Annotated in this window: 24 protein-coding genes and 1 tRNA gene; 16 read left to right on the top strand and 9 right to left on the bottom strand. The window is 71.5% G+C overall.

Annotation, left to right across the window (positions count from 1 at the left end; all coding sequences use genetic code 11):
• The first annotated feature begins 95 nt into the window (after positions 1-95).
• The 3 genes from QWJ41_RS07930 to QWJ41_RS07920 all read left to right on the top strand — a co-directional run bounded on the left by QWJ41_RS07930 (position 96) and on the right by QWJ41_RS07920 (position 2,203).
• On the top strand, positions 96-644 hold the full coding sequence (locus QWJ41_RS07930; RefSeq protein ID WP_302707085.1) for a copper resistance CopC family protein: 549 nt from the start codon (positions 96-98) through the stop codon (positions 642-644).
• Positions 645-912: 268 nt separating this feature from the next.
• Positions 913-1,413 carry a TlpA family protein disulfide reductase gene (locus tag QWJ41_RS07925; RefSeq protein ID WP_204797308.1) on the top strand — a complete coding sequence of 167 codons (501 nt, stop codon included), beginning with the start codon at positions 913-915 and terminating at the stop codon, positions 1,411-1,413.
• A complete protein-coding gene (locus tag QWJ41_RS07920) occupies positions 1,391-2,203 on the top strand; it encodes a cytochrome c biogenesis CcdA family protein (RefSeq protein ID WP_193667528.1) in 813 nt (270 codons plus the stop codon). Before QWJ41_RS07925 ends, QWJ41_RS07920 begins: the two co-directional genes overlap by 23 nt.
• Before the next feature lie 61 nt (positions 2,204-2,264).
• On the opposite strand, the gene QWJ41_RS07915 is transcribed toward QWJ41_RS07920, so the two are convergent.
• From QWJ41_RS07915 to sodN, 3 genes are all read right to left on the bottom strand, one after another.
• A complete protein-coding gene (locus QWJ41_RS07915; RefSeq protein ID WP_302707080.1) occupies positions 2,265-3,230 on the bottom strand; it encodes a M56 family metallopeptidase in 966 nt (321 codons plus the stop codon).
• Entirely contained in the window at positions 3,227-3,613 is a 387-nt protein-coding gene (locus QWJ41_RS07910; protein ID WP_302707079.1) for a BlaI/MecI/CopY family transcriptional regulator, read from the bottom strand. Before QWJ41_RS07910 ends, QWJ41_RS07915 begins: the two co-directional genes overlap by 4 nt.
• 249 nt (positions 3,614-3,862) lie before the next feature.
• Positions 3,863-4,264 carry a superoxide dismutase, Ni gene (gene sodN / locus QWJ41_RS07905; protein ID WP_193667525.1) on the bottom strand — a complete coding sequence of 134 codons (402 nt, stop codon included), beginning with the start codon at positions 4,262-4,264 and terminating at the stop codon, positions 3,863-3,865.
• 49 nt (positions 4,265-4,313) lie between these two features.
• Between sodN and QWJ41_RS07900 the strand changes: the two genes are divergently transcribed.
• From QWJ41_RS07900 to QWJ41_RS07885, 4 genes are all read left to right on the top strand, one after another.
• Positions 4,314-4,688, top strand: coding sequence for a S24 family peptidase (locus QWJ41_RS07900; protein WP_302707078.1), 375 nt, complete (start codon positions 4,314-4,316; stop codon positions 4,686-4,688).
• Positions 4,689-4,862: 174 nt separating this feature from the next.
• Positions 4,863-6,071, top strand: coding sequence for an NAD(P)-dependent malic enzyme (locus tag QWJ41_RS07895; protein ID WP_302707076.1), 1,209 nt, complete (start codon positions 4,863-4,865; stop codon positions 6,069-6,071).
• Positions 6,072-6,149: 78 nt separating this feature from the next.
• On the top strand, positions 6,150-7,118 hold the full coding sequence (locus QWJ41_RS07890) for a zinc-binding dehydrogenase (RefSeq protein ID WP_302707074.1): 969 nt from the start codon (positions 6,150-6,152) through the stop codon (positions 7,116-7,118).
• Between the two features lie 8 nt (positions 7,119-7,126).
• On the top strand, positions 7,127-7,816 hold the full coding sequence (locus QWJ41_RS07885; protein ID WP_302707073.1) for an SDR family oxidoreductase: 690 nt from the start codon (positions 7,127-7,129) through the stop codon (positions 7,814-7,816).
• A 21-nt stretch (positions 7,817-7,837) separates the two neighbouring features.
• Here QWJ41_RS07885 and QWJ41_RS07880 read toward each other — a convergent pair whose 3' ends face one another.
• Positions 7,838-8,458, bottom strand: coding sequence for a TetR family transcriptional regulator (locus tag QWJ41_RS07880; RefSeq protein ID WP_302707071.1), 621 nt, complete (start codon positions 8,456-8,458; stop codon positions 7,838-7,840).
• Positions 8,459-8,607: 149 nt separating this feature from the next.
• On the opposite strand from QWJ41_RS07880, the gene QWJ41_RS07875 reads away from it, so the two are divergent.
• From QWJ41_RS07875 to QWJ41_RS07865, 3 genes are all read left to right on the top strand, one after another.
• Positions 8,608-9,717, top strand: coding sequence for a ferredoxin reductase (locus QWJ41_RS07875; RefSeq protein ID WP_302707070.1), 1,110 nt, complete (start codon positions 8,608-8,610; stop codon positions 9,715-9,717).
• A gap of 43 nt (positions 9,718-9,760) precedes the next feature.
• Positions 9,761-10,879, top strand: coding sequence for a fatty acid desaturase family protein (locus tag QWJ41_RS07870; protein WP_302707068.1), 1,119 nt, complete (start codon positions 9,761-9,763; stop codon positions 10,877-10,879).
• A gap of 74 nt (positions 10,880-10,953) precedes the next feature.
• Positions 10,954-11,181 carry a hypothetical protein gene (locus QWJ41_RS07865; protein WP_302707067.1) on the top strand — a complete coding sequence of 76 codons (228 nt, stop codon included), beginning with the start codon at positions 10,954-10,956 and terminating at the stop codon, positions 11,179-11,181.
• Positions 11,182-11,247: 66 nt separating this feature from the next.
• Here the strand turns inward: QWJ41_RS07865 and QWJ41_RS07860 are convergent, their stop codons facing one another.
• The 3 genes from QWJ41_RS07860 to QWJ41_RS07850 are packed head-to-tail and all read right to left on the bottom strand — an operon-like array spanning position 11,248 to position 15,877.
• The gene (locus tag QWJ41_RS07860; protein WP_302707066.1) at positions 11,248-11,895 is read right to left on the bottom strand and encodes an acetoacetate decarboxylase family protein; all 648 of its coding nucleotides are present in this window, start codon (positions 11,893-11,895) and stop codon (positions 11,248-11,250) included.
• 48 nt (positions 11,896-11,943) lie between these two features.
• The gene (locus QWJ41_RS07855) at positions 11,944-12,120 is read right to left on the bottom strand and encodes a DUF6104 family protein (RefSeq protein ID WP_193667517.1); all 177 of its coding nucleotides are present in this window, start codon (positions 12,118-12,120) and stop codon (positions 11,944-11,946) included.
• 4 nt (positions 12,121-12,124) lie between these two features.
• Positions 12,125-15,877, bottom strand: coding sequence for a multifunctional oxoglutarate decarboxylase/oxoglutarate dehydrogenase thiamine pyrophosphate-binding subunit/dihydrolipoyllysine-residue succinyltransferase subunit (locus QWJ41_RS07850; RefSeq protein WP_302707063.1), 3,753 nt, complete (start codon positions 15,875-15,877; stop codon positions 12,125-12,127).
• A gap of 142 nt (positions 15,878-16,019) precedes the next feature.
• On the opposite strand from QWJ41_RS07850, the gene QWJ41_RS07845 reads away from it, so the two are divergent.
• Together QWJ41_RS07845 and QWJ41_RS07840 are read left to right on the top strand one after the other, a co-directional pair.
• Positions 16,020-16,691: a hypothetical protein gene (locus tag QWJ41_RS07845; protein WP_302707062.1), complete on the top strand. Its 672-nt coding sequence runs from the start codon at positions 16,020-16,022 to the stop codon at positions 16,689-16,691.
• Complete coding sequence (locus QWJ41_RS07840) at positions 16,688-17,620, top strand: LCP family protein (RefSeq protein ID WP_302707060.1); 933 nt, start codon at positions 16,688-16,690, stop codon at positions 17,618-17,620. Before QWJ41_RS07845 ends, QWJ41_RS07840 begins: the two co-directional genes overlap by 4 nt.
• A 107-nt stretch (positions 17,621-17,727) precedes the next feature.
• On the opposite strand, the gene QWJ41_RS07835 is transcribed toward QWJ41_RS07840, so the two are convergent.
• Together QWJ41_RS07835 and QWJ41_RS07830 are read right to left on the bottom strand one after the other, a co-directional pair.
• Positions 17,728-19,254, bottom strand: coding sequence for a hypothetical protein (locus QWJ41_RS07835; protein WP_302707058.1), 1,527 nt, complete (start codon positions 19,252-19,254; stop codon positions 17,728-17,730).
• A gap of 244 nt (positions 19,255-19,498) precedes the next feature.
• Positions 19,499-19,571 (bottom strand) — tRNA-Arg (locus QWJ41_RS07830).
• A gap of 144 nt (positions 19,572-19,715) precedes the next feature.
• On the opposite strand from QWJ41_RS07830, the gene argS reads away from it, so the two are divergent.
• Genes argS through thrC form a run of 4 tightly spaced genes read left to right on the top strand, consistent with a single transcriptional unit; the run spans position 19,716 to position 25,247 of the window.
• Complete coding sequence (argS, locus tag QWJ41_RS07825) at positions 19,716-21,389, top strand: arginine--tRNA ligase (RefSeq protein ID WP_302707057.1); 1,674 nt, start codon at positions 19,716-19,718, stop codon at positions 21,387-21,389.
• A gap of 5 nt (positions 21,390-21,394) precedes the next feature.
• A complete protein-coding gene (gene lysA, locus QWJ41_RS07820; RefSeq protein ID WP_302707056.1) occupies positions 21,395-22,813 on the top strand; it encodes a diaminopimelate decarboxylase in 1,419 nt (472 codons plus the stop codon).
• A complete protein-coding gene (locus QWJ41_RS07815; protein WP_302707054.1) occupies positions 22,810-24,123 on the top strand; it encodes a homoserine dehydrogenase in 1,314 nt (437 codons plus the stop codon). Before lysA ends, QWJ41_RS07815 begins: the two co-directional genes overlap by 4 nt.
• A complete protein-coding gene (thrC, locus tag QWJ41_RS07810; RefSeq protein ID WP_302707052.1) occupies positions 24,120-25,247 on the top strand; it encodes a threonine synthase in 1,128 nt (375 codons plus the stop codon). The genes QWJ41_RS07815 and thrC overlap by 4 nt, the downstream gene beginning before the upstream one ends.
• The last annotated feature ends 2 nt before the right edge of the window (positions 25,248-25,249 follow it).

Raw genomic sequence — 25,249 nt, 5'->3', positions numbered from 1 at the left:
ATGGCATCTCTTTCACGTGACTACGATGCATAATAGTAATGGGACGGTGGTCGTCTGGTCGGCGGCCTCCGCATCAATCGGGGACGGGGAAGCGCGTGCGATGGGTCGGGTACGTCGCGACGACGGTCTTGCTCGGGCTGCTCGTGCCGACGGCCGCGTTCGCCCACGACGAGGTGGTCGGAACTTCGCCGCGCAACGGCGAGGAGGTCGCGGCGTTGCCCGAGGAGGTGCGCATCGACCTCGGCGAGCGGCCGCGATCCGGCTCGGGCTCGGTCACCGGACCGAACAGCCAGGAGCTTCGTCGCGGAGAGGTGGAGATCGACGCTAGGACGCTCGTGATCCCCGTGCGGTCGGCCGCCCGGCGGGGCATCTACGAGATCGAATTCCGAGCCGTCTCGCGCGACGGCCACCCCGTCGTGGGCTCCCTCAGCTTTGCACTGGTCCGGCAGCGCACCGCGTCGCCCAGCCCCAGCGGTGAGCAGCCTCTCGATCCACTAGAGAACCAGGAGCGCACGGACTCCAATGACGCCGGTGGCGACGACGCGGCGTCCACCGTGTCCTGGATCGGGCTGGTAGTGGCAGCTGGCGCGGCGATCGCCGGAGTGGTCATTGCTGGAGCGCGGTCTCGCAGATCGACGCGGTGAGAGCGTCGGGCTCGGCGCGCGGCGGGTTGCGACGATGGCGACGTCGCTCCCCACGTCAGCAACCACGGGTGCAGTCCGGTCGAATCAGAGCATCTTGATACGATCATTCTTAGTAGATGCTGACTGGTGTGGAGGCGGTATGCGGACGCGTGTGGCGGGTGGGCGGCTCACGGTGGTTGCCGCCCTTTCGGCGGTGCTGCTCGCTGCCTGTGGCTCTCCGACCACTGGGAGCTCAGGCGGGCCCGGGTACATCACGGGGGAGGGCGTGGTGGAGCAGATCGCCGTGGCGGACCGTGAGCCACTGCCGCGGCTGCGCGGCGCAACGCTGGACGGGTCCGAGTTCGACACCGCGGAGCACGACGGGTCGGTGCTCGTCATCAACGTCTGGGGATCGTGGTGCCCACCCTGCCGTGCCGAAGCACCGGGGCTGCGACGGGTCTGGGAGGAGACTCGCGCCGAGGGCGTCCAGTTCGTGGGTCTGAACGTCCGGGACACCGACGACGCCGCGATCGCCTTCGAGCGCAGGTACCGGCTCACCTATCCCAGCATCACCACCGAGCAGTCGGGCGAGGCGTTGCTCGCACTGCGCGCCATGCTGCCCCCCAATGCGATCCCCAGCACGTTGGTGGTCGACCGTGACGGCGATGTCGCCGCCCGGGTCATCGGGCAGGCCACGTACCGCACCCTGCGTGCCCTGGTCGACGACGTGCTGGAGCCAACGCCCGGGTCGTCGAAGGAGGCACCGGATGTCGGCGGCGACGCTGGCTGAGGGCGTGCAGGGGCTCGTCTTCGACGGACCGTTGATCCTGGCTGGTCTCGTGGCGGTGGCGGCAGGACTCCTGTCCTTCTTCTCGCCGTGCTGCCTGCCGCTGGTGCCCGGCTACCTCTCCTACGTGGGCGGCCTCGCGGGTCAGGACGTGCCGTTCCCTGCCGACGCGACGCGAAAGGATGCCGAGACTGGTGAGAGGAACCGGCGAGGTCGCGCCAAGACCGGCGCGGTGCTGTTCGTGGCTGGCTTCGCCGCCGTGTTCACCGCGTACGGCGCCCTGTTCGGCTCGCTCGGGGCGCTGCTCTTCGAGCACCAGGAGACCTTGATCCGGATCCTCGGCGCGTTGACGATCCTGTTCGGACTGGTCTTCAGCGGGGTGTTGTGGCGGCTGCCATGGTTGAACCGAACGGTACGGATCAACCGTCGTCCGCGGACCGGTCTGGCCGGTGCACCGTTGGTCGGTGCGTTGTTCGGACTCGGGTGGACGCCCTGTATCGGGCCCACCCTGGCCGCCGTGCTCACCCTGGCGACCAGCAGTGCCGACCCAGGTCGCGGTGCTGCGCTCTCCTTCGCCTACAGCGCCGGGCTGGGCATCCCCTTCATCCTGGTCGCAGCCGGCATGCAACGTTTCATGGGCTCGGTGGCGTGGGCGCGCCGACATGCCCGCGCCGTCACTGCCGCCGGCGGCGCCGTGCTGGTGCTGCTCGGTCTGCTGCAGGTCACCGGGGTCTGGACCGCGCTCATCAGCCGGATGCAGGGCCTGATCGCGGGATGGCAGCCTCCGATCTAGCCACCGGCCCGCAGCCACGCCGGGGTCGGTACGCCGTGGCTGCACCCCGTGCGGGGTGCAGTCAGACGGTGTCGGTGGGGAAGTCGATGGGGCACAGGTCGGCGGTCGCAGCAACCACGGCGGGTGCGGCGAGGATGCCCAGAGGCGCGAGAACCAGCACAGCGGCGATGACCAGCGCCGCCGCCACGCCGCTGGCCCGCAGCGGGTCTGCGGGCGCGAGCAGGCGTCGTACTCGGGCCACGGATGTCGGACCGCCGGCACCGAGCGCGGCGGCGGGCGCCTTCGACTCCGCCATGCGGACCACGGCCGTGGCAATGCTGAGGCGCTCGTTGCAGCTGGCAGCCACGTCGTCGGCGTGCATCTCCACCAGCCGCGTCAGGGCCACATGAGCATCGCGGAACACCGGCACCCCCGGGAACGCTCTCGCCAGCGCTCTCGAGACGGCGAGCACCAGATGGTGACGCGCGACCAGGTGAGCGCGCTCGTGCGCCATGACTGCCTCGAGCTCGTCGGGCCGCAACGTCTCGAGTGCTGCGCTGGTCATCACGACGCGACCGCCGTGGCCGGGCACGCAGTACGCCACCGGGGCCTCGTGCTCGAGCACGAGGGCGCCGGTGCACGGGTCGGTCTGGGCGAGGATGAGCAGCGACCGCCGCAGCCGAGCCCGCTGGCTGCGCGCCAGGGCGACCTCCGCCGCCAGGCAGTAGATGACCCTCCCCAGCACGCTCACGGCAAGGACGGCGCCCGTCGCGCTGGCTGCCGCACCACCAGGAGTCTCGTACTGTGCGCGCAACGCCGCACCGCATGCCGAGAGCAGTGCGGCCAGGTCGTTGGTGAGGGGCACCGCGGGCAACGCGAGTGCCGCCCCGGTCAGCACGACAGCCGCGACGGCTGACACGCTCAGGCTCTGCCACAGGACGATGCCCACCCAGGGCGATCGTTCGATCGACGTGGAGCGCTGCAACAACCTCGGCCCCAGCGTCGCGGCGAGAACTGCCACGACGACCAGCGCGACGTCGGCGATCACTCGCCCTCGCTCTTCGTCGAGCTGCGCTGGTCGAGAGCCGAACGTAGTCGGTCCAGCTCTTCGGGCTGCATCTGCTCGACGAAGTGCAGCAACGCACTCCCACGATCGGCGGTGTCGGCCAGCACCTCGCTCATGAGCGCAGCAGTGTGCTCCTCACGAGACCGCACCGGGACGTAGTGGTAGGCCCGTCCGACCCGCTCCCGCCCCAGGAGGCCCTTGCGGTGCAGGTTGTCCATCACTGTCATCACGGTGGTGTAAGCGAGACTGCGCTCGTGCTCCAGCTCGTCGAGCACCGCACGCACGGGGGTCGGTCGACCGCGCGCCCACAGCCGCTCCATGATGACGGCCTCGAGGGGACCCAGGTTGCTCACCCGTTGCTGCATGTCTCGACTCCCCAAACGCGTTCGTGTGGAGCTCTCGTCTCCGGTCTCCGATAGTAGACGACCGGCCAGGCGGTCAGCAGGCACCATGTGGAATGCAGGAGCACCACCGCTCGGGCCACCCCCTGAGCCGTCCGCGAGGCCAGGACCCGGAACGTGCTCGACGCCGCCCTCGGCCCGCCAGCGGACTCGCTGCGGACCGGGACGGCGTCGACCAGGTGGAGCTGCAGGTCAGACGACCTGCGCAGGGGCTCAGCCCTTCTTGGTCTCCCAGAAGATCTCGGCGATCTCGTCGATCTTGGCCAGCAGCTGGTCGGCGACCTCGGCGTCGAGCGCGCCCTTGGCGCCCGAGGCACCGGCGAGCTTGGTGGCCTCGTTGACCAGCACGTGCAGCTGGGGGTACTTCTCGAAGTGCGGGGGCTTGAAGTAGTCGGTCCACAGCACCCACAGGTGGTGCTTGACCAGCTCGGCGCGCTGCTCCTTGATGATGATCGCGCGGGTGCGGAAGTCGGGGTCGTCGTTGTCGGCGACCTTGGCGATGATGCCCTTGATCGACTCGGCCTCGATGCGGGCCTGCGCGGGGTCGTAGACACCGCAGGGCAGGTCGCAGTGGGCGGACACCTCGACGGTGGGTGCGAACAGCTTGGCGAACATGCAGGTCCTCTCGTACGTCGTCTGGCTTCTGGCTGGGACACTACTCCGCGTGAGCGACACGTCCCCACCCGCTCGGGCGGGCCGAGCGCCCTGGGGCTGGGCGCTGGTGCGCGGCGACTCGATGCGTCCGGGCCTGCGCCCGGGCGACTGGCTGCTGGTCTCCTACCGGCGCCCGGTGCGACCGGGGTGCGTGGTGGTCGCACGCCTGGCCGACGGGACGCTCGCGGTCAAGCGCGCGGTGGAGAGGCGGCGTACGGCCTCGGGCACCGCGGGGTGGTGGCTGCTCAGCGACGACCCCGACGTCGGCGTGGACTCGCGGCACCGGGGGCCCGTCGCGGACCCCGACGTGCTCGGCGTGGTGGTCGCGCGGGCCTGGCCCCGGCCCCGCCGGCTCCGGCCGCGCAGGGCCGCTCCGGGCCGCTGACCGCTCGCGTGCTGTGACCCACCGCACGGTGGGACGCCCCCCGGGGCGTCGCTCGCGCTGTGCGAGACTGCGAGCACGCGCACCCCGCCCGGGTCCCGGCGCTCCGAGGCACCACCCCGCCCGTCGAGCCGGATCCGTCCCCGACGGCCCTCAGCCTGGAAAGACCTCAACGAGATGTCCTCAGTCCCCGAGCCGCCCCAGCCGGCCACCGCCACGAGCCACCCGTTCGAGGGCGACCCCGTCTTCGACCTGCACCGGGGCGGCAAGATGCGGATCGCCGCGACCGCGCCGCTCAAGGACGCCGCCGACCTGTCGCTGGCCTACACCCCCGGCGTGGCGCTGGTGTGCGAGGCGATCGCCGCCGACCCCAGCATGACCCAGCACTACACGTGGGTGCCCAACACCGTGGCCGTCGTCAGCGACGGCACCGCGGTGCTCGGCCTGGGCGATATCGGCCCGGCGGCCGCGATGCCGGTGATGGAGGGCAAGGCGGTGCTGTTCAAGCAGTTCGGTGGCGTCGACGCCGTCCCGATCTGCCTCGACACCACCGACACCGAGCAGATCATCGAGACCGTGGCCCGTCTGGCGCCGAGCTTCGGCGGCATCAACCTCGAGGACATCTCCGCGCCGCGCTGCTTCGAGATCGAGGACCGGCTCAAGGAGATGCTCGACATCCCGGTCTTCCACGACGACCAGCACGGCACCGCCGTGGTGGCGCTCGCCGCGCTGAAGAACGCGCTCAAGATCACCGGCCGCGACGCCGCGACCACGCGCGTGGTCATCTCCGGCGCCGGCGCCGCGGGTGTCGCGGTGGCCAAGATCCTGCTCGAGGCGGGCATCACCGACCTGGCCGTGACCGACCGCAAGGGCGTCCTGCACTCCTCGCGCGGCGACCTCACCCCGGTCAAGAAGGCGCTCGCCGAGATGACGGCCGACAAGACCGGCCGCACCGGCACCCTCGGCGACGTGCTCGCCGGCGCCGACGTCTACCTCGGCGTCTCCGGCGGCACCGTGCCCGAGGAGGACGTCGCGCGGATGGCCCCCGACGCGATCATCTTCGGCCTGGCCAACCCCACGCCCGAGGTGCACCCCGACGTGGCGCACAAGTACGCGCGCGTGGTCGCGACCGGCCGCTCGGACTTCCCCAACCAGATCAACAACGTGCTGGCCTTCCCGGGGATCTTCCGCGGCGCACTCGACGTGCACGCCACCGGCATCACCGAGGGCATGAAGCTCGCGGCGGCCAACGCGCTGGCCGAGCTGGTCGGCGACGACCTCAGCGAGACCTTCATCATCCCCTCGCCCTTCGACGAGCGGGTGCCGGGCGCGGTCTCCAGCGCGGTCGCCGACGCCGCGCGGCGCGACGGGGTCGCGCGCCGCTGACGCTGGCGTTGACGCTGACGTTGACACGGTGCGGGCCCTCACCGCTGCGGGTGGTCGCCGACCAGTAACGTGAACCACATGTTCGCCGTCTACGCCGACTCCTTCTCCTCCGACGACCCGCTGTCCGGCCTGGTGGTGGGAGAGCGCCCCGAGCCCGAGGCCCCCGAGGGCTGGACCACGGTCACCGTCAAGGCCGCCTCGCTGAACCACCACGACGTGTGGTCGCTGCGCGGCGTGGGCCTCAAGCAGGAGGCGCTGCCGATGATCCTCGGCTGCGACGCCGCGGGCCTCGACGAGGACGGCAACGAGGTCGTGGTGCACGCCGTGGTGAGCGACCCGTCCTGGAGCGGGGACGAGACCTTCGACCCGAAGCGCTCGCTGCTCTCCGAGCGCCACCAGGGCACCTTCGCCGACAAGGTCGTCGTGCCGCGGCGCAACGTGGTGCCCAAGCCGGCCTCGCTGTCCTTCGAGGAGGCCGCCTGCCTGCCGACCGCTTGGCTGACCGCCTACCGGATGCTCTTCACCCGCGGCGACCTGACCGCCGGCGACACGGTGCTGGTGCAGGGCGCCGGCGGTGGCGTCGCGACCGCGGCGATCATCCTGGGCCGTGCCGCGGGGCTGCGGGTGCTGGCCACCAGCCGTGACGAGGCCAAGCGCGCCCGTGCGCTCGAGATCGGCGCCCACGAGGTCTTCGAGTCCGGTGCCCGGCTGCCGGTCAAGGTCGACGCCGTGATGGAGACGGTCGGCCGGGCCACCTGGTCGCACTCGGTGCGCTCGCTGAAGCCCGGCGGTCGCCTGGTCATCTCCGGCACCACCTCCGGCCCCCAGCTCGACGACGCCGAGCTGACCCGCATCTTCTTCCTGCAGCTCTCGGTGGTGGGCTCGACGATGGGCACCCGCGACGAGCTGGCCTCCCTGGTCTCCATGCTCGACGCGACCGGCGCCCGCCCGCTCGTCGACCGGGTCCTGCCGATGGAGCAGGCCCCCGAGGGCTTCGCCGCCATGATCGACGGCGACGTCTTCGGCAAGGTCGTCCTGACCCGCTGAGCGCCACCATGAGCACCCGCACCCACCTGCTGACCGGCGCCGGCTCGGGCATCGGCGAGGTCCTGGCCCACCGGCTGCGCGAGCGCGGCGACGAGGTGTGGCTGCTGGCCCGCTCCGAGGAGCGTGCCGGCGAGCTCGCCGAGGCCTGTCCCGGTGCCCGCACGCTGGTCGCCGACCTGGCCGACCCCGCTGCGGTCGAGGCGCTGGCCGACCGGTTGCCGCAGCGGCTCGACTCGCTCGTGCACGCCGGTGGCGTCGTCGAGCTCGGCACGGTGGCCGAGCTGTCGGCCGCGGCCTGGGTCGAGCAGGTCACCGTCAACCTCGTGGCCCCCGCCGTCCTGACCAGGCTCGCGCTGCCGGCGCTGCGCTCGGCCCGCGGCACCGTGGTGCTGGTCAACTCCGGCGCCGGGCTGGTCGCCAAGCCGCAGTGGTCGGCGTACGCCGCCAGCAAGCACGGGCTCAAGGCGCTGGCCGACTCGCTGCGCGCGGAGGAGTCGGGGCACGGCGTGCGGGTGACCACGATCTATCCCGGCCGCACCGCCACCGCCATGCAGGAGAAGGTGCACGCCCAGGAGGGCAAGGACTACGACCCGTCGCAGTGGATCGACCCGGCCACCGTCGCCGCGGCGATCCTGCAGGCGCTCGACCTGCCCGACGACGCGGTGCTGACCGACCTGTCGCTCACGCCCCGGGGCTAGCGGGCCGGCGGGCGGTGCGCCTCAGGTGCGCGAGCGCCAGTTGAGGGCGCCGACCAGCACCATCCGGAGCTGAGTTCGGGCCTTCTCCACGATCTGCTTCTCGGCCTCGGGGCGCTGGGCGGCGGCGAGGATCTCCTCGGCCACGGCCACCATCGCCGAGACGATCAGTCCCGAGAGGATGCGCAGGTCCTCGGGCGACCAGTCGGTGGTGCCGGGCAGTCGGGCGAGGTCGGTGGCCAGCTCGCGCTCGCACAGCTCGATCTCGTGCCGGATCGCCTCGCGGACGGCCGGCTGGCCCGCGGTGCGCTCGCGGGCGATGAAGGCGAAGTGCGAGCGCTGCCGGTGCACGTGGTCGACCAGGATCGAGACCGAGCCGTCGACGATGTCGGTGGTCGAGCCCTGGTCGCGCCGCACGTCGCGCAGCAGCGCGCGCAGCGAGGCGAACGACTCGTCGACCAGGCTCAGGCCCAGCGACTCGATGGAGTCGAAGTGGCGGTAGAAGCCGGTGGGGACGATCCCCACCTCCTTGGCGACCTGGCGCAGCGAGAGCGCCACCAGGCTGCTGTCCTCGCAGAGCTCGAGCGCTGCGTCGAGGATCGCTCGGCGGGTGCGCTCCTTGCGCTCGACACGGGTCTGGGTCACACCTCGATGCTAGCGCCGCGCGGTGGACGCGCCGCTGCTGGCCCGGGCCCCCGGGTGGTGCGGCTCACCCGCGAGCGCCGTTGACGTCGGCACGCGCTGGCCCGCATAGTTTCGGTGTACGCGCGTTCACTGAATCGAGGAGGCAGTCCATGGGTGTCCTGAGCACCGTCCTGCAGTCCCGCGCCGTGGCAGCCCTCGCCTCGCCGCACGGCGTGGACCGGTTCCTCGAGCAGGTCAACCCGCTCTGGGCCGCTCACGAGGTGCGCGGCCGGGTCGTCGACGTGCGGCACGAGACAACGGGTGTGCACCCGGTCAGCACCCTGACCGTGCAGCCCACCTCGACCTGGCGCGGGCACCGCGCCGGGCAGCACGTGCAGGTCGGCGTCGACCTGCCCGGGGCGCGCCGGGCCACCCGTTGCTTCTCGGTCTCCTCGGCCGCCTCCGGCCCGGGGGAGCGCTTCACGCTGACGGTGCGCGCCCACGACGACGGCCAGGAGCGTGCCTCGGTCTCCCGACACCTGGCCACGGCCGCCCCCGGCACCCTGCTGCACCTGAGCCAGGCCGGCGGCGACTTCACGATGCACGCGACACCCGCGACGCCGACCCCGCACCCGCTGCTGCTGGTCAGCGGGGGATCGGGCATCACCCCGGTGATGTCGATGCTGCGCACGCTGCTGCGCGACGGCTACGACGGGCGCGCCGGCCGCCCGGTCACGTTCCTGCACTACGCGCGGAGCGCGGCCGAGCAGATCTACGCCGAGGAGCTCGCCGCCATCGCCCGCTTCGACAACCACGTCGACGTGCGGCTGGTGCACACCGGCGAGGGCGGGCAGCGCTTCAGCCCCGCCGCACTGGCCCGGCTGGTGCCCGACTTCCGCGACACCGACACCTGGGCCTGCGGGCCCACGGGGCTGGTGCAGGCCGTGCAAGCGGCGTACGACGGCAGCGCGCGACTGCGCGTCGAGCACTTCAAGGCGCCGACGACCGCCCCGGGCGCCGAGGGAGCCGAGGGCGAGACCAGCTTCGCCCGCAGCGGGCTCGGCGCGGCCAACACCGGCGAGACGCTGCTCGCCCAGGCCGAGGCCCTCGGGCTGCGCCCGCAGACGGGCTGCCGGATGGGCATCTGCTTCTCCTGCACCACCCGCAAGACCCGCGGCACCGTGCGCGACGTCGTCACCGGCGAGGAGTCCTCGCGGCCCGACGAGGACGTGCGGATCTGCGTCTCGGCCCCCGTCGGCAGCTGCACCCTCGACCTCTGAGCCATCTCCCGCGCCCCCGGGCGCCCCACCGAGAGGACCTCCCATGACCAGCACCACCACCGGCACCACCACCGGCACCCCCCGACTGACACCTGACCAGCTCGACGCCCTGGGTGCCGAGCTCGACGCGATCCGCCAGCGCGTCCTGGCCGACCTCGGCGAGGCCGACGCCGACTACATCCACGGGGTGGTGCGCCTGCAGCGTCGCCTCGAGGTCGCCGGTCGCGCGCTGTTCTACCTGCCGCCGGCGTGGCCGCTGGCCGTGGCGGCGCTCAGCGTCTCCAAGATCCTCGACAACATGGAGATCGGGCACAACGTCATGCACGGCCAGTACGACTGGATGGGCGAGCCCGGCCTGAGCTCGCGGATGTACGAGTGGGACAACGTGTGCCCCTCCGAGCAGTGGCGCTACTCCCACAACTACATCCACCACACGTTCACCAACGTGCTGGGCAAGGACCGCGACATCGGCTACGGCATCCTGCGCATGGACGAGGACCAGCCCTGGCACCCCTACTACCTGGGCAACCCGGCCTACGCCTTCCTGCTGATGGTCTTCTTCGAGTGGGGCGTGGCCATGCACGACCTCGAGGTCGAGAACATCGTCGCCGGGCGCCGCTCCCTGGCCGACAACAAGGCCCTGCACGCCGGCATCATGCGCAAGGTGCGCCGCCAGGCGTTCAAGGACTACGTGCTCTTCCCGGCGCTCACGGGTCCGTTCTTCCCGCTGACCCTGGCCGGCAACGCCACCGCCAACCTGGTGCGCAACGTGTGGGCCTTCAACATCATCTTCTGCGGGCACTTCCCGGCCGGCGTGGCGACCTTCTCGGAGGAGGAGTGCGAGGACGAGTCGCGCGGGCACTGGTACTACCGCCAGCTGCTGGGCTCGGCCAACATCGACGGCGGCCCGCTGTTCCACCTGATGACCGGCAACCTGTCCTTCCAGGTCGAGCACCACCTCTTCCCCGACCTGCCCGCTCGTCGCTACCCGGAGATCTCCGGTGAGGTGCAGGAGATCTGCGAGCGCTACGGGCTGCCCTACAACACCGGTCCGCTGGGCAAGCAGCTGCTGAGCGTGGCGCGCAAGATCTGCCGTCTCGCCCTCCCGGGCCGTCGCAGCGATCAGGCGGCACCGGCCGCGGCGCAGCCCGCCGCCGCCTGATCCTTGTGCAGCCGGAGGCGGTGCGTGAGCCAGCCCACCTGGTCAACGACGCCGCTGGCGGTGAGACTGGGGCCATGAGCCAGACCCCCGAGCAGCACGGCGAGGAGCGGCTGAGCCGCGCCGAGATCGGCAAGGACGCCGCGCAGAGCGCCGTCGAGGCAGCCGCGACCACCGTCGGTGAGGTCGCCACGATCATCACCGGCGCGGTCAGGGGCGTGGCCGGCGCGCTGGGCGGCCTGGCCACCGAGGTCTTCGAGATCCGCGAGGCCGCCCGCCGCGCCGCCGAGCGCTCCGACGACTGAGCCGCGACCCGGCTGGTTCGAACCGGCCGACTCGCGACCCGGCTGGTTCGAACCGGCCGACTCGGGTCAGCCGAACGACAGCGTGAAGTCGCGCTGGCGGAAGGAGGCCAGGCTGCGGCGGCCGGCCAGCCACCCCAGCGGGCCGGCGGCGTCGAAGTCCCACCGTGCGGTGCAGGGAGCCAGTTTCGAGCGCCCGGCCATGTCGGTCTCCACCGGCACTGTGTGGGCGTCGATCGGCGCCTGCCAGGTGCCGCCCTTGGCGGGCAGCCGCGGCGCCAGTGCGGACAGGTCGCTGAAGCGTGCGCTCGCGACCGGCATGCCGTCGGTGCGCATCGACCACGACGCCCGCGAGAGCGGGCCCCGCTGCGAGGTCGACGACTCGAAGTCACCCAGCCCCTTGGGGATCGCCCAGAGCCCGCGCCCGCCCGCCACCGAGGCGGGGGAGTCGACCCAGATGTCGGTGATGCTGACCCGTCGCTCGCCGGCGGGGGTCCGCAGCACGCGGGCCACCAGCAGCTCGGAGTAGGTCAGCGGGCTGCCCTCCTCATAGGAGACGAAGGCGGCGCCGTAGATCCCCCGCCGGTGCCGGTCGTCCACGTCATGACCGACGCGGAAGACCGAGACCCACATCTGGCCCACCATCTGCCAGGGCGCCGGCGGGTAGGCCACCGAGGAGCTGTCGGGAGCGGGGGAGGGGGTGGCGTCCGTGCTCATGGCCGGAGTGTAGCCACGCCACCGCCCCCGCGTCCGGATTCTGACAGGTCAGTCTTCCGGATCGTCGAGCCGGGCCAGCCAGGTCGCCAGCCGCTCCACCGCGGTCTCGAACTCCGGGTGGGTGTCGGTGAAGGCCTGCAGCTGCTCGGCCAGCCACGCCAGGGTGACCTCCTCGTCACCCCGGCGTCGCTCGAGCTCCTCGATGCCCCGGTCCGTGTAGTACATGACCTCAGGCGAACGCCTGGTCGAGCAGGTCCTTCTGCTCGGCCTGGTGGCGCTTGGCGGTGCCGACCGACGGGGAGGAGGACTCCGGGCGGGTGACCGGCTCGACCTGTGCGTCGACCTCGGGCCAGGCGTTGAGCTGGTAGTGCGGCCACGGGCCCATGTTGCGGGGCTCGTCCTGCACCCAGCGCACCGTCTTGAGGTGCGGGTAGCGCGCGATCTCGGCCTTGATGTCGTCGAGCGGACGCGGGTAGAGCTGCTCGACGCGCGCGATGGCGAAGCGCTCCGAGCCCTCCCGCTTGGCCCGCTCGACCATCAGGTCCCAGGTCACGCGGCCCGAGCAGATGAGCAGCGTGTCGACCTTCGAGGCGTCCGCGTCGGCGTCACCGATGAAGGGCCGGAAGGTCCCCGAGGTGAAGTCCTCGGGCTGCGAGGCGGCCTCCTTGCGCTTGAGCATCGACTTCGGCGTGAAGACGATCAGCGGCCGGTGCGCCTCGCCCAGCGAGTGCTGGCGCAGCAGGTGGAAGTACGACGCCGGCGTCGAGGGCTGCGCGACCACGAACGCCTCGTCGGCGGCCATGGTCAGGAAGCGCTCGATGCGGGCCGAGGAGTGGTCGGGACCCTGGCCCTCGTAGCCGTGCGGCAGCAGCAGCACGACGCCCGACTGCTGGCGCCACTTGGTCTCGCCGGCCGAGATGAACTCGTCGATGACCGTCTGGGCGCCGTTGACGAAGTCGCCGAACTGCGCCTCCCACAGCACCAGCGCCTCGGGACGCGCCACGGAGTAGCCGTACTCGAAGCCGAGCGCGGCGTACTCGGAGAGCAGCGAGTCGTAGAGGTAGAGCTTGGCCTGGTCTTCGGTCAGCGACGACAGCGGCGTCCACTCGTCGGCGTTGACCCGGTCGATGATCGTGCCGAAGCGCGAGACGAACGTGCCGCGACGCGAGTCCTGGCCGGCCAGGCGCACCGGGCGGCCCTCCATCAGCAGGGCGCCGAAGGCCAGCACCTCGCCGGTGCCCCAGTCGATGGGGCCCTCGGTGATGGCCTTGGCGCGACGCTGCAGCTGCGGCATCACCTTGGGGTGCACGGTGAAGCCCTCGGGCGGGGTGACGTACGCGTCGGCGACCCGCTTGAGGTACTCCAGCGGCACCGAGGTGTCGGCCTCGCCCGTGGGCTTCTCGGGGTAGTCGGGGACCGTGGTCCACTCCGAGGGGTGACCGGTGGCCTCGCGCACCTCGGTGAAGACGCGCTCGAGCTGCTGCTGGTAGTTCTTGAGGACCTGCTCGGCCTCCTCGATCGTGATGTCGCCACGGCCGATGAGGGACTCGGTGTAGAGCTTGCGCACCGAGCGCTTCTGCTCGATCAGGTCGTACATCAGCGGCTGCGTGTACGACGGGTCGTCGCCCTCGTTGTGCCCGCGACGGCGGTAGCACACCAGGTCGATGACGACGTCCTTGTTGAAGGCCTGGCGGTACTCGAAGGCCAGCCGGGCCACGCGGATGCAGGCCTCGGGGTCGTCGCCGTTGACGTGGAAGATCGGCGCCTGGACCATCCGGGCCACGTCGGTGCAGTAGAGCGAGGAGCGCGACGAGCCTGGCGAGGTGGTGAAGCCGACCTGGTTGTTGACCACCAGGTGCACGGTGCCGCCGGTGCGGTAGCCGCGCAGCTGGGAGAGGTTGAGCGTCTCCGCGACGACGCCCTGGCCCGCGAAGGCCGCGTCGCCGTGGACCAGCAGCGGCAGGACCGGGTAGGCGCTGCCCTGGTCGAGGACGTCCTGCTTGGCGCGCGCGATGCCCTCGAGCACCGGGTCGACCGCCTCGAGGTGCGAGGGGTTCGCGGCCACCGAGACCTTGATGGTCTCGCCGCTCTCGGCCTCGAACTCGCCCTCGGCGCCGAGGTGGTACTTCACGTCGCCGGAGCCCTGCACGGTGCGCGGGTCGATGTTGCCCTCGAACTCGCGGAAGATCTGGGAGTAGTTCTTGCCCACGATGTTGGCCAGCACGTTGAGGCGGCCACGGTGGGCCATGCCCATGGTGACCTCGTCGAGGCCCGACTCGGCGGCGGCCTCGCAGATCTCGTCGATGACCGGGATCGTGGTCTCGCCGCCCTCGAGCGAGAACCGCTTCTGGCCCACGAACTTGGTCTGCAGGAACGTCTCGAAGGCCTCGGCCTGGTTGAGCTTGAGCAGGATCCGCAGCTGCTCCTCGCGCGGCGGCTTGGTGTGCGGCTGCTCGACGCGCTCCTGGATCCAGCGACGCTGCTCGGGATCCATGATGTGCATGTACTCGATGCCGGTGGTGCGGCAGTAGGAGTCGCGCAGGATGCCCAGGATGTCGCGCAGGCGCATGAAGCGGCGCCCGGTGCCACCGAAGGAGCCGGTGGCGAACTCGCGGTCGAGGTCCCACAGGCTCAGCCCGTGGGTCTCGATCTCGAGGTCGGGGTGGGTGCGCTGGCGGTACTCCAGCGGGTCGGTGTCGGCCATCATGTGGCCGCGCACCCGGTAGGCGTGGATCAGCTCGAGGATGCGCGCCTGCTTGCTGATCTCGTCGTCGTGCGACGTCGCGATGTCGTGGCCCCAGCGGATCGGCTCGTAGGGGATGCGCAGCGAGCGGAAGATCTCGTCGTAGAAGCCGTCCTGGCCCAGCAGCAGCTGGTGGACCCGCTTGAGGAACTCACCCGACTGCGCGCCCTGGATCACGCGGTGGTCGTAGGTGGAGGTCAGGGTCATCACCTTGGAGATCGCGTTGCGGGCGATCGCCTCCTCCGAGGCGCCCTGCCACTCCGGCGGGTACTCCATCGCGCCGACGCCGATGATGGCGCTCTGGCCGGTCATCAGGCGCGGCACGGAGTGGTTGGTGCCCAGGCCGCCGACGTTGGTCAGGCTGATGGTGGTGCCCTGGAAGTCCACGACGCCGAGCTTGTTGTCGCGGGCCTTGGTGACCATGTCCTCGTAGGCGGTCCAGAAGCCGGCGAAGTCCATCGCCTCGCAGCCCTTGATGCTCGGCACCAGCAGCTGGCGGGTGCCGTCGGACTTCTTCTGGTCGATGGCCAGCCCGAGGTTGACGTGGGCGGGGGTGACCAGGTTGGGCTTGCCGTCGACCTCGGCGTAGGAGTTGTTCATCTCCGGCATCGACTTCAGGGCCTTGACCAGCGCGTAGCCGATCAGGTGCGTGAAGGAGACCTTGCCGCCGCGGGCGCGGGCGAGGTGGTTGTTGATGACGGTGCGGTTGTCCCACAGCAGCTTGACCGGCACCGAGCGCACCGAGGTGGCGGTGGGCACCGTCAGCGAGATGTCCATGTTGGCCGCGGTGCGGGCCGGCGCGCCGCGCAGCACCTTGTACGTCGGCTCGTCGCTGGCCTCGGCCGGTGCCGGGGGCTTGGACTCCTTGGCCATCGGGGTGGTCGTTCCCTTCGAGGGCTCGGCGGCCTTGGTCTCGGGCCGCGGCTTGGCGACGGGTGCGGGCTTGTCGGAGGACGTCGGCTCGGGCTTCGACTCCGGCTTCGCCTCGGACTTCTCCTCCGACTTGGCCTCGGGCTTCTTCTCGGCCTTCTTCTCGGGCTGAGGGGTCGTCTTCCCCTCGGCCTTGCCGGAGCCGGTGCCGTTGTCGTTGGCCTCGAAGTAGGAGGCCCAGCTGGGCTCCACGCTGCTCGGATCCTTGCGGTAGCGCTCGTGCATCTCCTCCACGAGCCACTCGTTGGCACCGAAGTCGTCGGAGACCTCGGGGGAGGTGGAGGGGGAACTGCTGGGGGACTGCGGCACGGCTTGCTTCGCCTCTTCCGATGAGCGCGCGTGGATGGGTGGAGTCGGTGGTCAAGGCTAGACCCACGCGCCAGCAAATGCCGAGGTTGGGGCCGCTTTCGGACAGGGTGTTGCCGGACTAACACCACGAGAGGAGCAGACGATGACTTCGCCACACCCCGGTGGGCCCCGCCGGGCCCTCGTGACCGGCCTGGTCGTGGTCCTCACGGCCACGCCCGCGCTGGTCGCCTGCACCGGTGGGGACGTCGGCAACGGCCCCGGCACCGGCAGCCGGTCGGAGGCGGGCAGCGACGCCGGCGGCGCGCGCCGGGTGCGCACCAACGTCGAGGTGGGAGAGGTGGTCGGTGCCCTGGGGCCCGTCAAGCGGCGCCGGGTCGCCACCGGCGTGGGACGCGCGGTCGACCGCTGGTGGGACGCGGCGTTCGTCGACGCCACCTACCCGCGACGACGCTACCGCTCGGTCTTCCCCGGCTTCACTCCCGGGGCCGCGCAGGCGGCACGCCGCGACCTCGACCGGATGACCAGCCACAGGCTCGGTGAGCGCATCGACACCCTCGCCCCGGTGCGGCGCCGGGTGGTGGTCGACATCCTGGCCACCAAGGAGACGGCGCGCGGCGTCACGGCGCGCACCACGCTCGACTACCGCACCAGCGGCGAGGTGGAGCGCCAGGTCCGGGTCAGCGCCCGGCTGTTCATGCTCTACCGCGAGGGCTGGAAGATCTTCGGGTACGACGTGCTGCAGGGCCCCAAGCCGACGACCGGCCCGCGCGGCGACAAGGGCCGCCAGCGCGGCCGGGACAGGAGCAGGTCATGAGCACGACCCGGCGTACCCGAGCCACCCGGGCCACCCGCACCCTGCGCACCGGCCTGCTCGGCGCGGTGCTGGCCGGCACCGCCCTCGTGGTGCCCTCGCCCGAGGTGGCGCCAGACGACGTCGCCCTGGTGAAGGCGCAGCGCTCCGGCGCGGTCGACCTGAGCCCCGACGTCGTGTGGATCCTGGCCGTGGGCTCCGACGCACGCCCCGGGCAGTCGATGACGCGCTCGCGCGGCGACGCGCTGCAGATGGTCGGCATCGACACGCGCACCGGGGCGGCCTCGGCGATCGGCATCCCGCGCGACTCGTTCGTGTCCATCCCGGGCTACTCCGCCAACCGGGTCAACGCGGCCATGGTGCTCGGCGGGCCCGAGCTGCTCGGGCGCACCGTGGCCGGGATGGTCGGCGTGCAGCCCGACTACGTGATGGTCACCCGGTTCCCGTTCTTCGAGGACCTCGTCGACGATATCGGCGGCATCACCGTGAGCAACCCTCGTCGCTTCTCCGACTCCTCGCTCAAGCCCGAGGGCTTCGCCCAGGGCCGCATCCGGCTCAACGGGTACGGCGCCATGGCCTTCTCCCGCATCCGCAAGACGCTGGCCGGCGGCGACTTCGCCCGCTCGGCCAACCAGCAGCGGGTGCTGCGCGGCATCGGGGCCGAGATCCGGGCCAAGGCCGACCGGCCGGGCTTCGTCGAGCGCGGTGTGCTCAGCGTGGTCCAGCACATGGACACCGATCTCGGCCCGGGCGAGCTGTTCCGCCTCGCGCGCGCCGTCGCGCGGGTGGACCCCTCGCGCATCACCACCTGCGTGGTGGGCGGGGCGGTGGCGACCATCCGTGGGATGAGCGTGGTGCGTCCCAACCTCACCCAGGCCCGTCGCCTGGGTGCGGCCGCACGCGGCGACGCCACGCTGCCCCGGAGTTGCTGACTGGCGGCTGACGGGCTGCGGAGGCGCCCGGACGTGCCACGACCGGGACGGCCCTGGTGGGCCGCCCCGGTCGTGGACGGTGCTGCGGTGCTGCTCGGCTCAGCCGGTCAGCGGGGGTAGATCTGCGACTCGAGCCAGCCGAGGTCGAGCTCGATGCCCGCGGAGGGGATCGCGAGGCTCACCGCGGAGAGCTTCGCGCCGTACCAGTTGCGCGTGTAGCGCGGGCCGAAGGTGATGAAGCCCTTCTCCCCGCCGAGCTCGTCGATGGTGAACTCCACGAAGTCGCGGATCTTGAGGCCGCCCTCGGGCATCAGGCTCTCGCCCTTGTACATGATCTCGCCGACCTTGAACTTCGGCTTGTTGGACCCGCGGACCTTCTGACGATCACGGCTCTTGAGGTTGAGCTTGGAGCTGATGCCGGTGATCTCGAGGTCGAGCAGGGGGATCGAGAAGGAGGCCAGCGAGCTCTTGGCCATCGAGCGGGCGCGACCGCGCGACATCTGCTTGGCCTTGTACGAGTACTCGAGGCCGTCGAGCACGGCGACGCCACCGAGGCCCGGGATGTTGAGCGGGATCGACCGCTCGCCCTCGATGGTCTTGACGACCTTCTCGCTGCCAGTGCCCTCGCAGGGGATCGACTGGGTACCGATGCCACCGAGGTGGAGCACGGACACGTCGTCGGTCAGCGGGAGCGCCTCGAAGTCGAGACCCATGATCGTGGAGCGGAAGACGCCCGAGGGCTTCGAGTCGGCGATGCGCGACTGGGCGTAGCCGAGCTTGAGGAGCACGGGGGAGTCGTCGTCGTTCTCGCTGGGGTCGACCTCGATGGCCAGGGCGCTGGCGCCGGAGGAGGCCGAGTGCTCACCGATGTTGCTGAACGAGCTGCCGAGCCCGATGGAGCCCAGGCCGGGGATCTCGATGATGCCGCCGACCGTGTCGGTGAGGAGGGTGACGAGCTGGTCGACGACCTCGTTCACCGGCGTGGCGACCTGGTTGACGATGTCGAGCAGGTCGGCCAGCGGCGTGCCCTCGGCGACGGTGCCCTCGTAGTCCAGCGAGATGCCCTCGAAGCCGAAGCTCTCGGCGGTGCCGAAGGGGTTGCCGTCGCCGTCGGCGTCGGCCGGGTCGTGGAACGAGTCGGCCACCGAGTTGAGGCCCTTGATCTTGAGCGTCGGGATCTTGAGGTCCTCGACGAGCTCGCCACCCAGGGTGATGTCGGCGATGGTGTTGACGGCCCGGGTGCCGGTGACGGCGCCCTCGCGGTAGGTCGAGGTGCGGCTGGTGCTGGGGGAGATGCTGATCAGCTTGGCGATGTCGACCGGGGCGTTCTCGGTGATCAGCTTGGTGATCTGGTCGGTGCTGAGCTTCGAGGGCTTGACCCGCTCCACTCCCGCGCTGCGGGTGCAGGCCAGGATGTCGAGGGAGTCCTTGAGGCTGCGGATGTCCACGCCGCCGACCGAGACCTTGGTGCCGAAGGCGAGAGCCTTCATGCCGAAGTCGGTGATGACCTTCTGGTTCGCCCGGGCCTCGGCGGCCTCGCCGGCGACGGCGGTGGGGTTCGTGGCGAGGGTGCCGGCAAGGCTGACCGCACAGACGGCGGACGCTGCAGCGGCCCTCTTGAGGGACTTCTTCACGCTCTCCTACTTTCATCGGCGCAGCGTCGCTGCGGGACGTGGGGGCCCGGAAGAAGCGTGTGGAGCACCCTCCCCCCCCGATGGGGACCAGTCGCACGATCCCTCGACAGGTAGAACGGCGCAGGCGTAACGGGGTTAGGTAGTCCGTTCGGGCTGGTACAGACCAGTCCGATCGGGTGAGAGACGGCCGCTGGAGGACGCAGAAGGCCCGGCCCACCGAGGTGGGCCGGGCCTTGCGATCGGGTGCCCCCGGCAGGATTCGAACCTGCGGCCACTGGTACCGGAAACCAGTGCTCTATCCCCTGAGCTACGGAGGCATGCCCCGCGGCACGGGGCTGCGGGACGGCGTCACCCTACAACTCCGGGTTCGGGGCGACGAATCCGGTACGCCGCCGTCGCGACCGGTCCCGGGGCCCGACATCGATGCGGGTCGCGACCCGGGGCGCCGATAGGCTGGCCGGGTGACTCCCGAACAGCTCTCCGCCGCGATCGTCGACGTGCTGACGACGCTGTCCGACCAGGGTGCGATCACCCTGCCGGACGGTGTCCCTGCGAGCGTGACCGTGGAGCGACCCCGGCAGAAGGGGCACGGCGACTACGCCACGAACGTCGCGCTGCAGCTGGCCAAGAAGGCCCGGACCAACCCGCGCGCCCTCGCCGAGCTCGTCCAGGAGCGCCTGCGCGCCGTCGACGGCGTCGCCGACGTCGAGATCGCCGGCCCGGGCTTCCTCAACATCTCCGTGTCCGCTGGCGCTCAGGGCGCGGTGGCCGCGCAGGTGGTCGAGTCGGGAGACGAGTACGGCCGCACGAGCACGCTGAGCGGCGAGCGCATCAACGTGGAGTTCATCTCCGCCAACCCCACGGGCCCCCTCCACCTCGGGCACACCCGGTGGGCGGTCGTCGGCGACGCCGTCGCGCGGGTCCTCGACGCGGCCGGCGCGGAGGTGACGCGCGAGTTCTACATCAACGACCGCGGCAACCAGATGAACCTCTTCGGTGCCTCCGTCGAGGCAGCGGCGCTGGGTCTGCCGACCCCCGAGAACGGGTACCACGGTGGCTACGTCGCTGACCTGGCCCGTGAGGTCGTGGCTGCGGAGCCGGGCATCGTCGACCTCCCCGAGGGTGAACGACACACCGCTTTCCGGGAGGCGGCCTACGCGGTGCAGCTGCGTCAGCAGCAGCACCAGCTCGAGCGCTTCGAGACCCGGTTCGACGTCTGGTTCTCCGAGCGGTCCCTCCACGACAACGACGACGTGGCCGCAGGGCTCGAGAAGCTGCGCGCACAAGGCCACCTCTTCGATGCAGACGGCGCGCTGTGGATGCGCACGACGGACTTCGACGACGACAAGGACCGGGTGCTCATCAAGAGCGACGGCTCCCTGACCTACTTCGCCAGCGACACGGCCTACTACGTCCACAAGCGCGAACGCGGCTTCGACCGGTGCATCTACCTGCTGGGCGCCGACCACCACGGCTACGTCAACCGCCTGCGCGCGATGGCCGCCTGTGCGGGTGACGACCCGGACCACCACATCGAGGTCCTCATCGGGCAGATGGTCAAGATCATGAAGGACGGCCAGGAGCTCAAGCTGTCCAAGCGTGCCGGCACCCTGGTCACGCTCGAAGAGCTGGTCGACCTCATCGGCGTCGACGCTTTGCGCTACACCTTGGCCCGCTACCCGGCCGACTCCCCGCTGACCCTCGACGCCGCCGAGATGACGAAGCAGTCCAGCGACAATCCCGTCTTCTACGTCCAGTACGCCCACGCCCGGATCTCCTCGATCCTGCGCAACGCCGCCGACCTCGGCTTCGCCGGGCCCGGCTCGGTGCCCGAGGACTTCGACCCCGCCCTGCTCTCGCACGAGAAGGAGGGCGAGCTGCTGCGCGCGCTGGCCGAGTTCCCCCGGGTCGTGGCCAGCGCCGCCGAGCTGCGCGAGCCGCACCGGGTGGCGCGCTACCTCGAGGACACCGCGGGGGTCTACCACCGCTTCTACGACAACTGCCGCGTGCTGCCGATGGGCGACGAGGAGCCGAACGACCTGCACCGGGCCCGCCTGGTGCTGGTGGCTGCGACCCGCACGGTGCTGGCCAACGGCCTGCGCCTGCTCGGCGTCTCCGCGCCGGAACGGATGTGAGCTGAGTGCCCGTCTCCCACGAGGCCGGCTGGGCGCACGCCGACGGGGCCCTCAAGGGTCCCGCGTGGCTGCGCCAGCCCGCCGACCCCAACGAGCTGGTCCAGCACCTGTGGTCGCGCACGGCGCGCAAGGACGAGGGCGTCCTGAGCGTCGGCGGTGTCGCGCTGCCCGACCTGGTCGCCGAGCACGGCTCGCCGGCGTACGTGCTCGACGAGACCGACTTCCGCTCGCGGGCGGCCGCGTTCCGCGACGCGTTCGCCGACTACGACGTCTTCTACGCCGGCAAGGCGTTCCTGTGCACCGCCGTCGCGCGGTGGGTCGCCGACGAGGGGCTGTGCCTCGACGTGTGCACCGGTGGTGAGCTGGCGGTCGCCGAGCGCGCCGGCTTCCCCATGGAGCGGGTCGGCTTCCACGGCAACAACAAGTCGCCCGCCGAGATCGAGCGGGCCGTGCGGCTCGGCGTGGGGCGGGTCATCGCCGACTCCACCGCCGAGATCGAGCGTCTCGCGCAGGTCGCCGACCGGCTGGGCACCACGGTGCGGGTGATGGTGCGGGTGACCGCGGGCGTCGAGGCGCACACCCACGAGTACATCGCCACCGCCCACGAGGACCAGAAGTTCGGCTTCTCCATCACCTCGGGCGACGCCCTCGAGGCCGTGCGCCGCGTCCACGAGGCGCCGGGGCTCGAGCTGCTGGGGCTGCACTCCCACATCGGCAGCCAGATCTTCGACTCCTCGGGCTTCGAGGTGGCCGCGCGCCGCGTGCTCGCGCTGCACGCACGAGTGGCCGACGAGCTCGGCGTCACGATGCCCGAGATGGACCTCGGCGGCGGCTTCGGCATCGCCTACACCACTCAGGACGACCCGGCGGAGCCTGCGCAGCTGGCCGCCGAGATGACGGCGATCGTCGAGCACGAGTGCCGCGCGCTGGGCATCGACGTGCCGGCCCTGTCCATCGAGCCGGGCCGCGCGATCGTCGGCCCCTCGGTGTGCACCGTCTACGAGGTCGGCACGGTCAAGCCGGTGCGCCTCGACGGGGGCGCGGTGCGCACCTACGTCTCGGTCGACGGCGGGATGAGCGACAACATCCGCACCGCCCTCTACGACGCCGACTACTCGTGCACCCTGGCCGGTCGGGCCTCCGCGGCCGCCCCGCTGCTGGCTCGCGTGGTCGGCAAGCACTGCGAGGCCGGCGACGTCGTGGTCAAGGACGAGTTCCTGCCCGGCGACGTCGCCCCCGGCGACCTGGTGGCGGTCCCCGGCACCGGCGCCTACTGCCGCTCGATGGCCTCGAACTACAACCACACGCTGCGCCCCCCGGTGATCGCGGTGCGGGACGGGGTCGCGCGCGTCGTCGTACGACGCGAGACTGAGCAGGACCTGTTGGCAACGGACGTGGATGACCCCGAGGTGATCGAGTCGTGACGGAGAGTGGCAAGCCGCTCAAGGTGGCCGTGCTGGGCTGTGGCTCGGTGGGCTCCCAGGTGGTGCGCCTGCTCGAGGAGCAGGCCGCCGACCTGGGCGCCCGCGTGGGCGCGCCGGTCGAGCTGGTGGGGGTGGCCGTGCGCCGCCTCGACGCGGCCCGCGAGGTGGAGGTGCCCGAGGGACTGCTGACCACCGACGCCGAGGGCCTGGTGGCCCGCGCCGACGTCGACCTCGTGGTCGAGGTCATCGGCGGCATCGAGCCGGCGCGCAGCCTGATCCTCTCTGCGCTCGAGAACGGCGCCTCGGTGGTCACCGCCAACAAGGCCCTGCTCGCCGAGGACGGGCCGACCCTCTTCGAGGCGGCCGCCAAGGCCGGTCGCGACCTCTACTACGAGGCCGCCGTGGCCGGCGCGATCCCGATCCTGCGCCCGCTGCGCGAGTCGCTGGCCGGTGACAAGGTCACCCGGGTCTTGGGCATCGTCAACGGCACCACCAACTTCATCCTCGACAAGATGGACTCCTCCGGCGCGGGCTTCGCCGACGCGCTCGAGGAGGCGCAGGAGCTGGGCTACGCCGAGGCCGACCCGACCGCCGACGTCGAGGGCTTCGACGCTGCCGCCAAGGCCGCGATCCTGGCCTCGCTGGCCTTCCACACCCGGGTCACCGCCAGCGACGTCCACCGCGAGGGCATCACCGAGGTCAGCGCGGCCGACGTGGCCTCAGCCACCGAGATGGGCTGCGTGGTCAAGCTGCTGGCGATCTGCGAGCTGCGCGAGCAGCCGGGCGGCGAGGAGGCCGTCTCGGTGCGTGTGCACCCCGCCATGATCCCGCGCAGCCACCCGCTGGCCTCGGTCCGCGAGGCGTACAACGCCGTGTTCGTGGAGTCCGAGGCCGCCGGGCAGCTGATGTTCTACGGCCCCGGGGCCGGCGGGGCGCCGACGGCCTCGGCCGTGCTCGGCGACCTGGTCACCGTGGCCCGCAACCGGCGAGAGGGCGTCACCGGCGCCGGTGAGTCGGCGTACGCCGACCGGGCCGTGCTGCCGATGGGCGAGGCCCGCACCCGCTACCACGTGGCGATCGACGTCGACGACCGCGCGGGCGTGCTGGCCACGGTCGCGACGGCCTTCGCCGAGCACGGCGTCTCGATCCGCACCGTGCACCAGGAGGGTCGCGACGACGACGCCCAGCTGGTCGTGGTCTCCCACGAGGCCACCGACGCCCAGCTGCGCGCCACCGTCGAGCACCTGCAGCAGATGGACATCGTGCGCGAGGTCAGCTCGGTGATGCGCGTCGAAGGAGGAGCAGAGTGAGCACCCACCAGCTCGACCGCGAGGCCGGCCCCGCCACGCACCAGTGGCGCGGTGTCATCGAGGAGTACCGCCACCTGCTCGAGATCCCGCAGGACGCGCCGGCGGTGACGCTGCGCGAGGGCGGTACGCCGCTGGTGCACTCCGAGTGGCTCTCGGGGCTGACCGGCGCCGAGGTGCACCTCAAGGTCGAGGGCGACAACCCGACCGGCTCCTTCAAGGACCGCGGCATGACCGCAGCGATCTCGGTGGCCAAGCACGAGGGCGCTCGCGCCGTGGTCTGCGCCTCGACGGGCAACACCTCGGCCTCGATGGCGGCCTACGCCGCCAAGGCCGGTCTGACCCCGCTGGTGCTGGTCCCCGAGGGCAAGATCGCCGCCGGCAAGATGGCCCAGGCCATCGTGCACGGTGCCCAGGTGATCATGGTGCGCGGCAACTTCGACGACTGCCTGAACATCGCCAAGGAGCTGGCCGAGCAGTACCCGGTGGCCCTGGTGAACTCGGTCAACCCGGTGCGGCTGCAGGGCCAGAAGAGCGCTGCCTTCGAGATCGTCGACTTCCTCGGCGACGCTCCCGACTTCCACCTGCTGCCCGTCGGCAACGCCGGCAACATCTCGGCGTACTGGATGGGCTACCGGCAGTTCGCCGAGCTGGGCCGTGCCACCAGGCGGCCGGTGATGCGCGGCTTCCAGGCCGAGGGCGCCAGCCCGCTGGTGACCGGTGAGCCGTTCCCCGAGCCGGAGACCAAGGCCACCGCGATCCGCATCGGCAACCCCGCCTCGTGGTCGCTCGCGGTCGAGGCGGCCGAGGAGTCCGGCGGCCGGTTCGCAGCCGTGAGCGACGACCAGATCCTCGCCGCGCAGCGCCAGCTGGCCCAGCACGACGGCGTCTTCGTCGAGCCGGCCTCGGCGGCGGGCGTCGCGGGGCTGCTGCAGGAGCTCGCGGCCGGTGAGTCCTACACCGGCTCGACGGTCGTGGTCACCGTGACCGGCCACGGGCTCAAGGACACCGCCACGGCGCTCGAGGCCTACTCGACGGCCCAGGCCGAGCAGGGCCGCCCCGGCATCGTGGACACCGTGATCGACAACGACGTGGTCGCCGCCGCCCGTGCCGCTGGTCTCGCCTGACC

The sequence above is a fragment of the Nocardioides cremeus genome, assembly GCF_030518195.1.
GTDB lineage: Bacteria > Actinomycetota > Actinomycetes > Propionibacteriales > Nocardioidaceae > Nocardioides > Nocardioides cremeus.
This window is presented reverse-complemented; position numbering and strand designations above follow the sequence as displayed.

Bases quoted from the DNA above. Each gene is read 5' to 3' on its own strand.
- QWJ41_RS07920 (WP_193667528.1), top strand. From the start codon at position 1,391: ATGTCGGCGGCGACGCTGGCTGAGGGCGTGCAGGGGCTCGTCTTCGAC.
- QWJ41_RS07910 (WP_302707079.1), bottom strand. From the start codon at position 3,613: ATGCAGCAACGGGTGAGCAACCTGGGTCCCCTCGAGGCCGTCATCATG.
- sodN (WP_193667525.1), bottom strand. From the start codon at position 4,264: ATGTTCGCCAAGCTGTTCGCACCCACCGTCGAGGTGTCCGCCCACTGC.
- QWJ41_RS07895 (WP_302707076.1), top strand. From the start codon at position 4,863: ATGTCCTCAGTCCCCGAGCCGCCCCAGCCGGCCACCGCCACGAGCCAC.
- QWJ41_RS07890 (WP_302707074.1), top strand. From the start codon at position 6,150: ATGTTCGCCGTCTACGCCGACTCCTTCTCCTCCGACGACCCGCTGTCC.
- QWJ41_RS07885 (WP_302707073.1), top strand. From the start codon at position 7,127: ATGAGCACCCGCACCCACCTGCTGACCGGCGCCGGCTCGGGCATCGGC.
- QWJ41_RS07875 (WP_302707070.1), top strand. From the start codon at position 8,608: ATGGGTGTCCTGAGCACCGTCCTGCAGTCCCGCGCCGTGGCAGCCCTC.
- QWJ41_RS07870 (WP_302707068.1), top strand. From the start codon at position 9,761: ATGACCAGCACCACCACCGGCACCACCACCGGCACCCCCCGACTGACA.
- QWJ41_RS07865 (WP_302707067.1), top strand. From the start codon at position 10,954: ATGAGCCAGACCCCCGAGCAGCACGGCGAGGAGCGGCTGAGCCGCGCC.
- QWJ41_RS07860 (WP_302707066.1), bottom strand. From the start codon at position 11,895: ATGAGCACGGACGCCACCCCCTCCCCCGCTCCCGACAGCTCCTCGGTG.
- QWJ41_RS07855 (WP_193667517.1), bottom strand. From the start codon at position 12,120: ATGTACTACACGGACCGGGGCATCGAGGAGCTCGAGCGACGCCGGGGT.
- QWJ41_RS07845 (WP_302707062.1), top strand. From the start codon at position 16,020: ATGACTTCGCCACACCCCGGTGGGCCCCGCCGGGCCCTCGTGACCGGC.
- QWJ41_RS07840 (WP_302707060.1), top strand. From the start codon at position 16,688: ATGAGCACGACCCGGCGTACCCGAGCCACCCGGGCCACCCGCACCCTG.